Source organism: Polymorphobacter sp. PAMC 29334 (genome assembly GCF_019431245.1).
Classification (GTDB): domain Bacteria; phylum Pseudomonadota; class Alphaproteobacteria; order Sphingomonadales; family Sphingomonadaceae; genus Polymorphobacter_B; species Polymorphobacter_B megasporae.
The window spans coordinates 2,461,256-2,475,811 of sequence record NZ_CP080243.1 but is presented as its reverse complement, the minus strand read 5'-3'; the positions used below and the strand labels follow the sequence as shown (position 1 = coordinate 2,475,811).

General features: G+C 66.3%; 13 protein-coding genes. 5 read left to right on the top strand and 8 right to left on the bottom strand.

The genetic code is table 11. The annotated features are described in order from the left end of the window. Positions 1–5: 5 nt before the first annotated feature. The 4 genes from metH to KZX46_RS15450 are packed head-to-tail and all read right to left on the bottom strand — an operon-like array spanning position 6 to position 5,612. Entirely contained in the window at positions 6–2,663 is a 2,658-nt protein-coding gene (gene metH / locus KZX46_RS15465) for a methionine synthase (protein ID WP_219774720.1), read from the bottom strand. Next, positions 2,663–3,724 (bottom strand): homocysteine S-methyltransferase family protein, encoded by a 1,062-nt coding sequence (locus KZX46_RS15460; protein ID WP_219774719.1) that lies wholly within the window; start codon positions 3,722–3,724, stop codon positions 2,663–2,665. Before KZX46_RS15460 ends, metH begins: the two co-directional genes overlap by 1 nt. Then, positions 3,721–4,671, bottom strand: a complete 951-nt coding sequence (gene metF, locus KZX46_RS15455) for a methylenetetrahydrofolate reductase (RefSeq protein ID WP_219774718.1) — start codon at positions 4,669–4,671, stop codon at positions 3,721–3,723. Before metF ends, KZX46_RS15460 begins: the two co-directional genes overlap by 4 nt. Further along, positions 4,668–5,612, bottom strand: a complete 945-nt coding sequence (locus tag KZX46_RS15450) for a metalloregulator ArsR/SmtB family transcription factor (protein ID WP_216707684.1) — start codon at positions 5,610–5,612, stop codon at positions 4,668–4,670. The genes metF and KZX46_RS15450 overlap by 4 nt, the downstream gene beginning before the upstream one ends. 104 nt (positions 5,613–5,716) lie before the next feature. Between KZX46_RS15450 and KZX46_RS15445 the strand changes: the two genes are divergently transcribed. Genes KZX46_RS15445 through KZX46_RS15435 form a run of 3 tightly spaced genes read left to right on the top strand, consistent with a single transcriptional unit; the run spans position 5,717 to position 7,265 of the window. Next, the gene (locus KZX46_RS15445) at positions 5,717–6,664 is read left to right on the top strand and encodes a VacJ family lipoprotein (RefSeq protein WP_219774717.1); all 948 of its coding nucleotides are present in this window, start codon (positions 5,717–5,719) and stop codon (positions 6,662–6,664) included. After that, a complete protein-coding gene (locus KZX46_RS15440) occupies positions 6,661–6,855 on the top strand; it encodes a hypothetical protein (RefSeq protein ID WP_219774716.1) in 195 nt (64 codons plus the stop codon). Before KZX46_RS15445 ends, KZX46_RS15440 begins: the two co-directional genes overlap by 4 nt. Before the next feature lie 41 nt (positions 6,856–6,896). Then, positions 6,897–7,265 carry a hypothetical protein gene (locus KZX46_RS15435; protein WP_216707681.1) on the top strand — a complete coding sequence of 123 codons (369 nt, stop codon included), beginning with the start codon at positions 6,897–6,899 and terminating at the stop codon, positions 7,263–7,265. Between the two features lie 135 nt (positions 7,266–7,400). On the opposite strand, the gene groL is transcribed toward KZX46_RS15435, so the two are convergent. Both groL and groES read right to left on the bottom strand, forming a co-directional pair. Then, the gene (gene groL, locus KZX46_RS15430) at positions 7,401–9,056 is read right to left on the bottom strand and encodes a chaperonin GroEL (RefSeq protein ID WP_216707680.1); all 1,656 of its coding nucleotides are present in this window, start codon (positions 9,054–9,056) and stop codon (positions 7,401–7,403) included. A gap of 83 nt (positions 9,057–9,139) precedes the next feature. Beyond that, positions 9,140–9,427, bottom strand: a complete 288-nt coding sequence (groES, locus tag KZX46_RS15425) for a co-chaperone GroES (RefSeq protein ID WP_219774715.1) — start codon at positions 9,425–9,427, stop codon at positions 9,140–9,142. A gap of 196 nt (positions 9,428–9,623) precedes the next feature. Here groES and sppA point away from each other — a divergent pair, with 196 nt between their 5' ends. Then, positions 9,624–11,507, top strand: coding sequence for a signal peptide peptidase SppA (gene sppA, locus KZX46_RS15420; RefSeq protein ID WP_219774714.1), 1,884 nt, complete (start codon positions 9,624–9,626; stop codon positions 11,505–11,507). 11 nt (positions 11,508–11,518) lie between these two features. On the opposite strand, the gene KZX46_RS22970 is transcribed toward sppA, so the two are convergent. Beyond that, entirely contained in the window at positions 11,519–11,773 is a 255-nt protein-coding gene (locus KZX46_RS22970) for a hypothetical protein (protein WP_226896317.1), read from the bottom strand. Between KZX46_RS22970 and KZX46_RS15415 the strand changes: the two genes are divergently transcribed. Next, positions 11,730–12,959, top strand: coding sequence for a DUF885 family protein (locus tag KZX46_RS15415; RefSeq protein ID WP_255614999.1), 1,230 nt, complete (start codon positions 11,730–11,732; stop codon positions 12,957–12,959). The two genes, KZX46_RS22970 and KZX46_RS15415, sit on opposite strands and share 44 nt — an antisense overlap. A 100-nt stretch (positions 12,960–13,059) precedes the next feature. On the opposite strand, the gene KZX46_RS15410 is transcribed toward KZX46_RS15415, so the two are convergent. After that, the gene (locus KZX46_RS15410; protein WP_219774712.1) at positions 13,060–14,514 is read right to left on the bottom strand and encodes an undecaprenyl-phosphate glucose phosphotransferase; all 1,455 of its coding nucleotides are present in this window, start codon (positions 14,512–14,514) and stop codon (positions 13,060–13,062) included. Positions 14,515–14,556 lie beyond the last annotated feature (42 nt).

Here is a 14,556-nt window from a genome sequence, read left to right as displayed (position 1 = left end):
GGCGGTCAGCCATCGAGGTTCGGCCGCAGCCAAGTCTCCGCCTGCTCGACATCGACCCCGCGCCGCCGGGCATAGTCGGCGACCTGGTCCTTGCCGACGCGCGCGACGCCGAAGTAGCTCGCCTCGGGCGACGCGAAATAATAGCCGCTGACCGCCGCGGTCGGCAGCATCGCGAAGCTTTCGGTAAGGGTGATGCCGGTCGCATTGGTCGCGCCCAGCAGCTCGAACAGCTCGGGCTTGACGCTATGGTCGGGGCACGCCGGGTAGCCGGGCGCGGGACGGATGCCAGCGTATTTCTCGCGGACGAGGTCTTCGGGACTGAGTTGCTCGAGCGGGGCGTACCCCCAATATTCCTTGCGGACGCGCTCGTGGAGATGTTCGGCGAACGCCTCGGCCAAGCGGTCGGCCAAGGCCTTGAGCAGGATGTCGTTATAGTCGTCGTGGTTCGCCTTGAAGCGCGCCAGGTGGGGCTCGATCCCCTGCCCTGCCGTCACCGCAAAGCCGCCGAGCCAATCGTCGCCGTCGCTGACGAAGTCGGCAAGGCACGAATTCGGGCGGCCTTCGCGCTTCTCGACCTGCTGGCGGAGGAAGGGCACGCGCGACCGGACGGTGGTGCGGGTCTCGTCGGTGAACAGCAGGACGTCGTCGCCGTCGCGGCGCGCGGGCCAGAAGCCGACGACGCCGTTCGCGGTTAGCCACTTCTCGCGGACGATCTGTTCGAGCATCGCCTGCGCGTCGGCGAACAACGACGTCGCCGCCTCGCCAACGACAGGGTCGGTGAGGATCGCCGGGTAGTTGCCCGCCAGCTCCCACGCGCGGAAGAACGGCACCCAGTCGATGTAAGGGATGAGGTTTTCGAGCGGATAGTCGGCGAGGATCGTGCTCGTCGTCGCCGGCTTGACCGGGGGATGTTTGGCGAAGTCGGCGCGGTAGGCGTTGGCGCGCGCGACCGCGAGCGGCACGAGCTTCGAATCGCCCTTGTTCGCGCGGGCGACACGGATCGCCTCATATTCGTCGCTGGTGCGCTGGACGAGTTCGTCCTTGATCGTCTCGCTGACCATCGCCCCGGCGACGCCGACCGCGCGGCTCGCGTCGAGGACGTGGATCGTCGGCCCCTTGTACGCCGGGGCGATGCGGAGCGCGGTGTGGACGCGGCTGGTCGTCGCGCCGCCGATGAGCAGCGGCATCGTCATGCCCGCTCGCTGCATCTCGGCGGCGACGGTGACCATCTCGTCCAGCGACGGTGTGATCAATCCCGACAGACCGATCATGTCGGCGTTATGGTCGTTCGCGGCCTTGAGGATCGTCGACCACGGGACCATCACGCCGAGGTCGACGACCTCGAAATTATTGCACTGGAGGACGACGCCGACGATGTTCTTGCCGATGTCGTGGACGTCGCCCTTGACCGTCGCCATGACGATCCGGCCCTTCGACGAAGCGCCCTCGGACTTCTCCGCCTCGATGTACGGCAGCAGGTGCGCGACCGCCTTCTTCATCACGCGCGCCGACTTGACGACCTGCGGCAGGAACATCTTGCCGGCACCGAACAGGTCGCCGACGACGTTCATCCCGGCCATCAGCGGGCCCTCGATAACGTCGATCGGGCGCGTCGCGAGTAGCCGCGCTTCCTCGGTATCGTCGACAACATAGGCGTCGAGGCCTTTGACCAGCGCGTGTTCAAGCCGCTTGGCGACCGGCCAGCCGCGCCATTCCTCGGTCGCCTTTTCGGCCTGGACGCCGCCCTTGAACTTGTCGGCGAGCTCGACCAGCCGCTCGGTGTTGGTCAGGCCGAGAACGCGCGCCGGGCGGTTGAGGATGACGTCCTCGCACGCGTCGCGAAGCTCGGGGTCGATCGTGTCGTAGACGTCGAGCTGCCCGGCGTTGACGATGCCCATGTCGAGCCCCGCCGCGATCGCGTAATACAGGAAGACCGAGTGCATCGCGCGGCGGACCGGCTCGTTGCCGCGAAAGCTGAACGACATGTTCGATACGCCGCCCGAGATCCGCGCGTGCGGGCAGCGCAGCTTGATCGCGCGGCACGCCTCGATGAAGTCGACGCCGTAATTGTCGTGCTCCTCGATCCCCGTCGCGACCGCGAAGATGTTGGGATCGAAGATGATCTCGTCAGCCGGAAAACCGTCGGCGACGAGCAGGTCGTAGGCGCGGCCGCAGATTTCGACCTTGCGCGCGGCGGTGTCGGCCTGTCCCTGCTCGTCGAACGCCATGACGACGGCAGCGGCACCGTACATCCGGCACTTGCGCGCGGCGGCGAGAAACGGCTCGACGCCTTCCTTCATGCTGATCGAGTTGACGATCGGCTTGCCCGAGACGCAGCGCAGGCCCGCTTCGATCACCGCCCACTTCGAGCTGTCGATCATCACCGGCACGCGGGCGATATCGGGCTCGGCGGCGATCAGCTTGAGGAAGGTGGTCATCGCCACCTCGGCATCGAGGAGGCCTTCGTCCATGTTGACGTCGATGATCTGCGCGCCGTTCTCGACCTGGCTGCGGGCGACTTCGACTGCGGCGGTATAGTCGCCGCCCATGATCAGCTTCTTGAACGCCGCCGAGCCGGTGACGTTGGTCCGCTCGCCGATGTTGACGAAGGTCGCGCGCGACGGTGCCGGGGCGTCGTCGTCGAGCTTGAACGCGGTTGCCACTATGCTGCCTCTGCCATGACCATCGGGTCGAGCCCCGCCAGACGCAGCGACGGCGCAGGGCTCGGAATTGCGCGAACCGGCTTACCCGCGACGGCCTTCGCCATCGCGGCGATGTGCGCGGGCGTCGAGCCGCAGCAGCCGCCAACGATGTTGACCAGCCCCTGTGCGACCCATTCGCCAATGAACTCGCCGGTCGTGTGCGGGTGCTCGTCATACTCGCCAAGGTCGTTGGGAAGCCCGGCGTTCGGGTAGACCATGACCAAGGCGTCGGCGATCGGGCTGAGCGCCTGGACGTGCGGGCGGAGCAGGTCGGCGCCGAACGCGCAGTTGAGGCCGATCGTCAGCGGCTGCGAATGGCGGACGGTGTACCAGAACGCCTCGACCGAGTGGCCCGACAGGTTGCGCCCCGACATGTCGGTGATCGTCATCGAGATCATCAGCGGGATTTCGGTGCCGCGTTCCTCGGCAAGCTCCATCACCGCGACGATCGCCGCCTTGGCGTTGAGCGTGTCGAAGATCGTCTCGATCAGGATGAAGTCGCAGCCGCCGTCGAGCAGCGCCGCCGCTTGGTCGGCGTAAACTGCCTTGACCTCGTCGAAGCCGACCGCGCGATAGCCCGGATCGTTGACGTCGGGCGACAGCGACAGCGTCTTGTTGGTCGGCCCGACCGCCCCGGCGACGAAGCGCGGGCGGCCATCCTTGGCTTCGTAATCGTCGGCAGCGGTGCGCGCGATCCGCGCCGCCGCGAGGTTCATCTCGCGGACCAGATGGACGGCGTTGTAATCGCCCTGGCTGATCGTGTTGGCGTTGAAGGTGTTGGTCGAGACGATGTCCGACCCGGCGTCGAAATAGGCACGCGTGATCGCGTCGATGACGTCGGGGCGGGTCAGCACGAGCAGGTCGTTGTTGCCCTTCTGGTCGTCGGTCAGGTCGTAGTCGCCGCGATAATCGGTCTCGGTCAATTTGTATGACTGGATCATCGTGCCGAACGCGCCATCGGTGATGAGGACGCGCTTGGCGGCCTCGTCGCGAAGGCGCGCAGCCGCGGTGGACTTGATCATGCTGCGAGTTCCTGAGGGATAGCGGCGGCTTCGACCGGGCGCAGGCCGAGCATGTGGCAGATCGCGTAACTCAGCTCGGCGCGGTTGAGCGTGTAGAAATGAAGATCGCGGACCCCGCCTGCGTACAGGCGGCGGCAGAGTTCGGCGGCGACGGTCGCCGCCACAAGCTGCCGCGTCGCGGGCTTGTCGTCGAGGCCGTTGAACAGCCGCGCCAGCCACGGCGGGACGGCGGTGTTGCAGCTCGACGCCATCTTGTTGAGCATCGCGAAGTTGCTCACCGGCAGGATGCCGGGGACGATTGGCGCGGTGATGCCCGCAGCGGCGGCCGCGTCGCGGAAGCGGAAATATGTGTCGGGTTCGAAGAAGAACTGGGTGATCGACCGTGTCGCCCCGGCGTCGAGTTTGCGCTTGAGGTTGTCGATGTCGTCGGTCGGCGAGCGCGCGTCGGGGTGCATTTCGGGATAGGCCGAGACCGAGATCTCGAAGTCGGCGACGCGCTTCAATCCGGCGACGAGCTCGGCGGCGCTGGCGTAGCCGTCGGGGTGCGCTGTGAACTTCTCGCCAGCGCGCGGCGGGTCGCCACGGAGCGCGACGATGTGACGAACCCCCGCCTCCCAGTAATCGCGCGCGACGGCGTCGATCTCATCGCGCGAGGCATCGACGCAAGTCAGGTGCGCGGCGGCCTTGAGCGGCGTTTCGCGGGCGATGCGGGCGACGGTTGCGTGGGTCCGTTCGCGCGTCGTCCCGCCCGCGCCATAGGTCACCGAGACGAAGCTCGGTGCGAGCGGGGTCAACGCCTCGACCGACTCCCACAACGTCCGCTCCATCGCTTCGGTCTTCGGCGGGAAGAACTCGAACGACACCGCGATGTCGCCCGGCACATCGGCATAGAGCGGCGCATTAAGCGCGAGTCCGGCCTCGGCCATTTGTGAAAGCGACAGGCTCATGCGGCGCGCCTTTCAGCTTGGGGGGTTCGTTCGCCAAGCCACAGGCTGACGGTCAGCGGAAATCCGGGGGTGGTGACATGCGCAGTGCGCGTTACGGCGAGCCCGGCCCCGTGGAGCCATCCGCCGATCTGGGCATCGTCGAAGCCGAGCCGCGCATGGGCGTGACGGGCACGAAGCTCCTCGCGGTCGTGCGGCGCGAAGTCGACCACGAGCAGCCGTCCATCGTCGCCGAGCACCCGCGCCGCCTCGCCGATGACGCGCTCGGGGGTGGCCGCGTAGTGGAGGACCTGGTGAATGACGACGGTATCGGCGCTGCCGTCGGCGCGCGGCAGGTCGTACATGTCGGCGTGGCGAACTTCAGCGTGGCCAAGTCCCGCCGCCTCGATCTTGCCGCGTGCAAGCCGGAGCATCTCAGGCGAGCGGTCGACGCCGATCGCCGAGACCGCGCCAGGACCGAGCAGCTCGATCATCCGCCCGGTTCCGGTGCCGATGTCGAGCAGCCGTCCGACCGGGCGATCGACCAGCAGGTCGACGATCGCGCCCTCGACGTCGCAGTCGGCCGCGTGGAGCGAACGGATGCCGTCCCAGTCGGCGGCGTGCGCTGCGAAATACGCCGTTGCGGCGGCGGCGCGCTCGTTGCGGACATCGGCCAACCGCACAAGGTCGGCCGCCGCCGACTCGCCGAGCGCGTCGAGCATCGCCAGCGCTGGCCCTACGCGAGCCGCGTCACCGAGCCGCACGAACACCCAAGCGCCTTCCTTGGCGCGGTTGAGCAGGCCGGCATCCGCCAGAATCTTGAGGTGACGCGAAACCCGCGGCTGGCTCTGGCACAGGACCGCAGCTAATTCGCCGACCGCGAGTTCGATATGGCGCACGAGCAGCACGATCCGCAGCCGGGTCGGATCGGCGAGCGCGCGAAAGATCGGCAGCGAGGAATTCATGATTGGGATATAAACATATCCTTATATGAGGTCAACCGACCGGCGTGCTTGTGCCCCCGAAAGCTTTGTGGCAACCGCATCGACGCCGCGTTTCGAGGGTCAACATGCGCCATTTCGCCGTCGAACGAGTCTGCACCATCGAACGCATCGTCGCCGCTGCCCTGCTTGTCGCGGTCGGCGCCTGCGCGACACCGCATCCGGGCAGCATGGCCGAGGCGTATCGCGACCCGTACGAGAAGACCAATCGCAAGCTGTATGCGATCAACAAGAAGCTCGATCACTATGCGCTGCTCCCCGCGGCGCATGTGTATCGCGCGGTCGTTCCCGGCGCGGCGCGGCACGGCGTGACCAACGGGTTCAACAATCTCGGCGAACCTGTGTCGTTCATCAACGCGGTGCTCCAGGGCAAGATCAAGCAGGCGTTCCGCACCGTCGACCGCTTCATGCTCAATACGGTGCTGGGGGTCGGCGGGCTCGCCGACGTCGCGACCGATCTTGGTCGTCCCGAGGAAAAAGAGGATTTCGGCCAGACCTTCGCCGTGTGGGGGATCAAGTCGGGTCCGTACCTGATGCTTCCGTTCTTCGGCCCATCGACGCTGCGCGACGGCGTCGGGCTTGGTGTCGAGTTCGCGGTTGATCCGGTGCCGTATATCCGCAACGCCGTGATCGACTGGAAATTCTATTATTCGGTCGCCGAGTTCGGGCTGAAGGCGGTCGACCTGCGGTCGCAGTTGATCGACGCCGGTGCCGACGGGCTGCTCGCGGGCAGCCTCGACGAATATGCGACGGTGCGGTCGGCGTATCTCCAGCATCGCCAGTCGCAGATCTACGACGGCAATCCGCCCGACGAGGACGATATGACCCCCGCCGATGCGCCGCTCGCGCCAGGCGGCACGCGCCAGCCGGACTCGTCGACGCCGCAGCCCCCGGCGGCGGTGCCGACGACCCCGGTGCCGAGCGCGACTGACAAGCCGACGGCGGCCGACAAGCCCGCGGGTGATGCGACGGTGCCGCCTGCTGCGACTTCAGCCGACGCGCCCAAGGCGCCGTGATCCGCATTGCTGCCTTCGCGGGATTGCTCGCGCTCGCGGCGTGCAACAAGGCCCCCGACCCTGCGGCGAGCGCGAGCGCGCGCGATATTGACGCCGGAATGCGCAAGGCGGTCGACGATACCGATGCCGCACGCAGCGAGGCGACGACGCCTGCGCGACCCCTCGCCGCACCGGAACCAACGTCGAAGTGATCGGGTTGTGCGGCTGATTGCCAGCAACCGAGGATAAATTAATGCGCACCGCCATCAGCATCGTCGCCATCGCCGCCGCACTCAGCCTCGGCGCGTGCGGCAAGAAGGCCGACGACGCGACGACGACGACGACATCATCGACTGCGACCGATACGGCAGCCAGCGGCAGCGCGATGGGCAGCACCGGGACCGCAGACACGTCGACCACTGCCGGAAATGGCGCCGCGGCAACCGGCGGTGACGTCAGCGGCGGTGCAGCCGGTTCGACCCCGTCGAGCGGTGCGACCGACGCGGGTTCGGGCGCAACGACGACCGCCGGCAGCTCGGGTAGCAGCATGGCGGGCGGCAGCGTCGGAACCACCCCGGCGAACAGCGCCGGCAGCGAGACCCCGGCACCCGCTTCGCGTTAAGCGCCAGTCGGATACGGAAAGGCCGCGGCGTTCGCCGCGGCCTTTTTCGTATCCGCTGCAGACCATCGTCCCGGCGAACGAAAAAGGGCCGCGGTTCGCACCGCGGCCCTTCGTTCGTTCAGCGGTTGGGTTGGACTAGAAGTCCATCCCGCCCATGCCGCCCATTCCGCCGCCGCCCATGCCGCCGCCCATTCCGCCCGACTTGTCGTCGGCCGGCTGGTCGGTGATCGCAGCTTCGGTGGTGATCAGCAGCGAGGCCACCGACGCCGCGTCCTGAAGCGCGGTGCGGACGACCTTGGTCGGGTCGATCACGCCGCTGACCAGCAGGTTCTCGTAGGTGTCGGTCTGCGCGTTGAAGCCAATGTTCTGATCGTCTCCATCGAGCAGCTTGCCCGAAATCACCGCACCGTCATGCCCGGCATTCTGGGCGATCTGGCGAACCGGCGCGAACAGCGCCTTGCGGATGATGTCGATGCCGCGGGTCTGGTCGTCGTTGGCACCCTTCATGCCCTCGAGCGCCTTCGTCGCGTAGAGCAGCGCGGTGCCGCCACCGGGGACAACGCCTTCTTCGACCGCAGCGCGGGTGGCGTGGAGGGCGTCGTCGACGCGGTCCTTGCGCTCCTTGACTTCGACTTCGGTCGAGCCGCCGACCTTGAGAACGGCGACGCCGCCCGCAAGCTTGGCGAGACGCTCCTGGAGCTTTTCCTTGTCGTAGTCCGAGGTCGTGATCTCGATCTGCGCACGGATCTGCTCGACGCGGCCCTTGATCGCTTCGGCATCACCCGCGCCGTCGATGACGGTCGAGTTGTCCTTGTCGATCGTGACGCGCTTGGCCTGGCCGAGCATCGCCAGCGTGACGTTCTCGAGCTTGATGCCGAGGTCTTCCGAGATCATCTGACCGGCGGTCAGGATCGCGATGTCCTCGAGCATCGCCTTGCGGCGATCACCAAAGCCGGGAGCCTTGACGGCAGCAACCTTGAGGCCGCCGCGCAGCTTGTTGACGACGAGCGTGGCCAGAGCCTCGCCCTCGACGTCCTCGGCGATGATCAGAAGCGGCCGCGACGACTGGACGACGGCCTCGAGGACCGGAAGCAGCGCCTGCAGGTTCGACAGCTTCTTCTCGTGGATAAGGATGTACGGGTTGTCGAGTTCGACCGTCATCTTCTCGGGGTTGGTGATGAAGTACGGGCTGAGGTAGCCGCGGTCGAACTGCATGCCTTCGACGACATCAAGCTCGGAGGCCATACCCTTGGCTTCCTCGACGGTGATGACGCCTTCCTTGCCGACCTTTTCCATCGCCTTGGCGATCATCTCGCCGATTTCGGTCTCGCCGTTCGCCGAGATCGTACCGACCTGGGCGATTTCGGCGGTGCCGGCGACATCCTTCGAGCGGGCCTTGAGATCGGCGACGACGGCGGTGACCGCCATGTCGATGCCGCGCTTGAGGTCCATCGGGTTCATGCCGGCCGAAACCGACTTCATGCCCTCGCGAACGATCGCCTGAGCGAGGACGGTCGCGGTGGTGGTGCCGTCACCGGCCTTGTCGTTGGTCTTCGAAGCGACTTCGCGAACCATCTGCGCGCCGAGGTTCTCGAAGCGGTCCTTGAGCTCGATTTCCTTGGCGACGGTGACGCCGTCCTTGGTGATGCGCGGGGCGCCGAAGCTCTTTTCGATGACGACGTTGCGGCCCTTGGGGCCGAGCGTCACCTTCACTGCATCGGCGAGAATGTCGACGCCGCGGAGAATGCGTTCACGAGCGTCGCGCGAAAAGCGGACATCTTTCGCTGCCATGTGATTATTCCTTAGCTGTTTGAATGGATTGGACTGCGAAGCCTAGGGTCGGAATTAACCGATGATCCCCGGGCCGTCGGCGTTCAGCCGATAATACCAAGAATATCGCTTTCCTTCATGATGAGCAGGTCTTCGCCGTCGACCTTGACCTCGGTGCCCGACCACTTGCCGAACAGGATCTTGTCGCCGGCCTTGACGTCCATCGGCGTGATGCCGCCGTCGTCGCGACGGCCACCGGTGCCGGCGGAGACGACTTCGCCTTCCTGGGGCTTTTCCTTGGCGGTGTCGGGAATGATGATCCCGCCCGCGGTCTTTTCCTCGGCTTCGATACGACGGACGAGCACGCGATCGTGCAGCGGCGTGAACTTCATGAGGGTCTCACCTTCAACGGATGAATGGGCTCGCTGGCACTCACCGAAGGCGAGTGCTAACGCCGGACGCATATGGTTACACCCACGGCGATCGTCAACTGCGGTTCATGTTAAGTTTCGATGTCGCGGCCCGGTTGTACGGCCTCGGTTCGTCCCGCTATAGCTGCGCCACGGTTCGTCCAAGGTGATCCTTCGAATGACTTTCGTCCGCGGTGCGTGGCGCTTCCTCGTCGGGGTCAAGGACCTTGGCGTTCTTATCCTGCTGTTGATTCTCGCGCTCGCCATATGGGCGGCGTTCCACACTCGCACAGCGAGCATTCCCAACGGCAGCGCGCTTGTCCTCGACCTTGACGGCCCGGTTGTCGACCAGTCGAGCGAGCGGTCGCCGTTCGCCGCGGTCACCGGCGGCCCGACCGGCGGCAACGAGATCGAAGTGCGTGACGTCGTCCGCTCGATCGACGCTGCGCGAACCGATGGCCGGATCAAGCTGATCGTCCTCCAGCTCGACACCTTCATCGGCGCGGGCGAGGCCAACCTCCAGTCGATCGCGGCGGCGTTGCAGAACTTCAAGCGCAGCGGCAAGCCGGTCTACGCCTATGCCACCGCCTACACCGATGCGAGCTACTACCTTGCGGCGCAGGCGAACCACGCGTGGATCAACCCGCTCGGCGGCGTCCTGCTGACCGGTCCCGGCGGCACCAACCTGTATTTCAAGAAGGCGCTCGACAAGCTCGACGTCGACATCAACGTGTTCCGCGTCGGCAAGTACAAGTCGTTCGTCGAGCCGTTCACCCGCACCGAAGCCTCGCCCGAGGCCAAGGCTGCCGAGCAGGCGCTGGTCGACGGGTTGTGGAAGACCTACACCGCCGACGTCCACGCCGCGCGTCCCAACGTCGACGTCACCGCCGCCTTCGCCAACCTGCCCGCTCGGATCAAGGCGGCGAACGGTGACTTCGCCAAGGAAGCGCTCGACGCCCACCTGATCGACCAAATCGGCACCCGCGTTGCCTTTGGCCAGACGATCGCCAAGCTCGTCGGCACCGGCGACGACAAGCAGCCGGGCGCGTTCAACGGCGTCAGGCTCGACACCTACGCCAACGCGACCAAGCCGAACCGCAGCGGCCCGGCGGTCGGCATCGTCTATATTGCCGGCAACATCGTCGACGGCGAGGCCGGAGCCGGCACCGCTGGCGGCGACACGATCGCCAAGCTCGTCGCCAAGGCGTTGACCAACAGCGACATCAAGGCGCTCGTCGTCCGCATCGACTCGCCCGGCGGATCGGTCCTCGCGTCCGAACGCATCCGCGAGGCGCTGGCGCAGGCGACGGCGAAGGGCCTGCCGGTCATCGCCTCGATGGGCCCGGTCGCGGCATCTGGCGGCTATTGGGTCTCGACCGCCGCGTCGCAGGTCTTCGCCCAGCCGTCGACGATCACCGGCTCGATCGGCGTATTCGCGGTTATCCCGACCTTCAACCGCGCGCTCGACAAGCTCGGCATCACCACCGATGCGACGAAGTCGACCCCGTACACTGGTGACCCCGATATCCTGCGCGGGCTGACTCCCGACAGCGCGACAATCCTCCAGGCGTCGATCGACGACGTCTATCGTCGCTTCACCGGGCTCGTCGCCACCGCGCGGCATTTGCCGATCGCGCGCGTCGACGAGATCGCGCAGGGCCGGGTGTGGACCGGAGCCGACGCGCTCAACCTCAAGCTCGTCGACCATCTCGGCGGCCTCGACGCGGCGGTCGCGGCGGCGGGGCGCGCGGCAAAGCTCGGCGATACGCCGCGGACGATCGACGTCGAGAAGACGCCGTCGCTGCTATTCCAGCTCGTCGGCCAGTCGCTCGGACTTGGTGGCGGCGACGACGATCAGGCGCGCGCTCGCGACCCGTTCGCCAAGATCGCCGCGGCGAGCCGCGCACGGATCTTCGGCGCGATCGGCGAAGCGGCGGCGATCGCGGGTGGATCGACAATCCAGGCGCATTGCCTCGATTGTTCGACCCTCGCCCCGCCCCGCCCCGCCAATATCGCCCGCAGCGCCGACTGGCTCGCCACGGCTAGCGCCGCTAGACGCTAAGCACCGCGACTCTAAACCCATTCAGGGGACGCCGAATGACCGAGACCGTGATCGACCGCCGGACAATGCTGCTTGCGGGCGGTGCGACCGTTGCCGCTGCCGCCCTGCCGCAGGCGGCATGGGCCGCTGTCGCGGGTGATGCCGGCGACAAGCTTGCGCGCGAACTCGATGTCTTCGCCGACGAGATCCTCGCGCTCGCCCCCGAGATGGCGACTGGCCTTGGTGTCGACAACGGCGCGCGGATCGCCCTCAAGTCCGAACTTCACCCCGGCAGCGAGCCAGCGGCTTGTCTCGTCGCTCGCCACCCGCGCCAAGGCCACCGGAATCGACGGCGACTGGGCGGGACGTTGCACCGCAATCGTCGAGCGCGAGGTCTACCCTGCCCTCGACCGCCAGATCGCCGCGTTCGCCAAATCGACCGCGCACGCCCCCGACGTCGGCAGCATCCAGCGCCTGCCCGACGGCGACGCTTTCTACCGCTACGCACTTCGCCTCGGCACGACGACCGAGCTGTCCCCCGCCGAAATCCACCGCACCGGGCTCGAGCAGAACAAGATGCTCCAGTTGCGCATGGATGCGATCCTGAAGTCGCAGGGCATGACGCAAGGCAGCGTCGGCGCACGTGTCGCCGCGCTCGATACCGATCCGCGCTTCACGTTTCCCGACAATGCCGAAGGGCGCGCGGCGATCATCGCCTATTGCAACGAGCGGCTGGCGAAGATCCGTAAACTGCTGCCGGAGATGTCGAACCTCGGTCTTCGCGCCGACGTCATGGTCAAGCAGGTCCCGGCCGACATTCAGGACGGCGCGGCGCTCGGTTACATGAACCCCGCCGCGCTCGATGGCTCGCGCCCGGCGATCTATTACATCAATTTGAAATCGACCGCGTTGTGGCCGAAGTACCAGCTGTCGACGCTGACCGCGCACGAGGGCGTCCCCGGCCACGGCTTCCAGTTCGCCTATCTCGCCGAGGCGAAGGTCAAGCCGCCGCTGATCACGTCGCTGACCGGCTTCAACGCCTTCGTCGAAGGCTGGGCATTGTACGCCGAACAGCTCGTCGACGAGCTCGGCCTGTATGCCGACGACCCGTTCGGCCAGCTCGGCTACCTCCAGGCACAGCAATTCCGCGCGTGCCGGCTGGTGGTCGACACCGGGCTGCACTCGATGCGCTGGACCCGCGAACAGGCGGTCGACTTCCTGACGAGCGAGACCGGCAAGGGCAAGCAGGCGATGACGAGCGAGGTCGACCGCTACTGCGTCGCTCCCGGACAGGCGTGTGGCTACAAGATCGGCCACAACGAGATCCTGCGCCTGCGGGCGAAGGCGAAGGCAGCGCTCGGACCGAAGTTCACGCTCGCCGGGTTCGACGATGCGGTGGTGATGACCGGCGGCGTTCCGCTGACCGTGCTCGCGACGGCGATCGACAGCTATATCGCGGCGGCGCGAGGCTGATCGAAAACGGCGAGCATATGCGTGCTCGCCGTGTCGTCGGGGTGCCGGTCGCGGAGCGCCGCTGTGCGGGGTGGTGTGCGCGTGGCGGTGCGGGCGGGTCTTAGAACGCGTTGCGCGGCAGGATGACGGCGACCACGGTGCGGCAGAGGACGTAGAAGTCAAACCAGATCGACCAGTTTTCGATATAATAAAGGTCGTGTTCAAAGCGCTTTATGAGCTTTTCCTCAGTGTCGGTCTGACCCCGCCAGCCACACACCTGCGCCCATCCGGTAATCCCCGGCTTGACCTTGTGCCGCGCCGCATACGACGACAACACGTCCGAAAACAACCGTCCCCCCGCCCGAGTAGAAGCCGCATGCGGCCGCGGCCCAACGACCGACATGTCGCCGCCGAGAACGTTCATCAACTGCGGCAGCTCGTCGAGGCTCGTTCGGCGGAGCAGCGCGCCGACGCGGGTAACGCGCGAATCACGACGGCTTGCTTGAACAATTTCAGTGTCTTGTGCTCGATTGTGGTACATCGTCCGGAATTTGTAGACGCGGAACGGACGGTTGTTGAACCCTTCGCGGGCCTGGCGGAAAAACACCGGGCCGGGTGAATCAAGTCGGATCGCCAGCGCGATCAGCAACATCGGCAGTCCGAGGACGGCGAGCGAGAGGACAGCGAGAACGCGATCCTCGGCCGCCTTCACCCAAGCATCGACACCTGAGATCGGACGCTCGAACAGCGTCATCACCGGCATGTCGCCGAGCAGCACGACCGGGCGGCGCGCAAAAACGAAGCTGGCAAGGTCGGGCGCAAGCCGGATACGAACCGGGGTTAAGGCGAGACGTCCGACGACCGCCTGCAGCCGCGCCTCGGCGGACCAAGGCAGTGCGACGATGACCTGATCGATGCCACCGCCCCGTATCGCCGCCATCAACGCCGTAAGGTTGCCATGAACAGGAATTCCGTGGTGCGACGTCGGCACACGCCCATCAAGGCGATCATCGTAGAAACCAACAAGCGTGATCGTCAATTTGTCGGTTGTCAGAATGTAGTTCGCCAACCGCGCGCCCTGCGGCCCCGCTCCGAAGATCGCGACGCGCTGGTTGAAGATGCCCTGGCGCTTGAGCCGCCGAACCCAGATCGTCATCGCCAGCCGGCTCGAAAGCAGAAGGGCACCGCCGGTCATAAACCAGCCGAATGCCCATTCGCGCGATACCTGATCGGACGCCTTGAGCAAGAAGCCGAGTGTGACGAGGAATAATGTGGTCGTCACCCACGCGGTTGCGACGCGTTGCCACGCTTGGCGCAACGAGAATTGCGCCTCGATATCATAGCTGCCGACGGTTTCGGCGAGCACCGCGAACGCCACCGCGGCAACGAATACGATCCGCGAATAGACCGGCCCGGACTCGACGGTTGGCGGCATCAGCACCGAACTGGCGATCATCCCTGAAATGATGACAAGCGCGAATTCAACCGTTCTGACGGTCAGAATCACCGCATCGAGCGGGATCGCGGTCTTGCCGCTGGGTGCCGCGACCACAGTCCTTGGATTCAATTCGTTCAAACCGTCGCCCCGAACTTACGCCAACGACGGCCACGGCAGGGC

What these genes read in the sequence shown, in the direction of transcription:
- KZX46_RS15460 (WP_219774719.1), bottom strand. Translation starts at nt 3,724, where the DNA reads ATGATCAAGTCCACCGCGGCTGCGCGCCTTCGCGACGAGGCCGCCAAG.
- metF (WP_219774718.1), bottom strand. Translation starts at nt 4,671, where the DNA reads ATGAGCCTGTCGCTTTCACAAATGGCCGAGGCCGGACTCGCGCTTAAT.
- KZX46_RS15450 (WP_216707684.1), bottom strand. Translation starts at nt 5,612, where the DNA reads ATGAATTCCTCGCTGCCGATCTTTCGCGCGCTCGCCGATCCGACCCGG.
- KZX46_RS15445 (WP_219774717.1), top strand. Translation starts at nt 5,717, where the DNA reads ATGCGCCATTTCGCCGTCGAACGAGTCTGCACCATCGAACGCATCGTC.
- KZX46_RS15435 (WP_216707681.1), top strand. Translation starts at nt 6,897, where the DNA reads ATGCGCACCGCCATCAGCATCGTCGCCATCGCCGCCGCACTCAGCCTC.
- groL (WP_216707680.1), bottom strand. Translation starts at nt 9,056, where the DNA reads ATGGCAGCGAAAGATGTCCGCTTTTCGCGCGACGCTCGTGAACGCATT.
- groES (WP_219774715.1), bottom strand. Translation starts at nt 9,427, where the DNA reads ATGAAGTTCACGCCGCTGCACGATCGCGTGCTCGTCCGTCGTATCGAA.
- sppA (WP_219774714.1), top strand. Translation starts at nt 9,624, where the DNA reads ATGACTTTCGTCCGCGGTGCGTGGCGCTTCCTCGTCGGGGTCAAGGAC.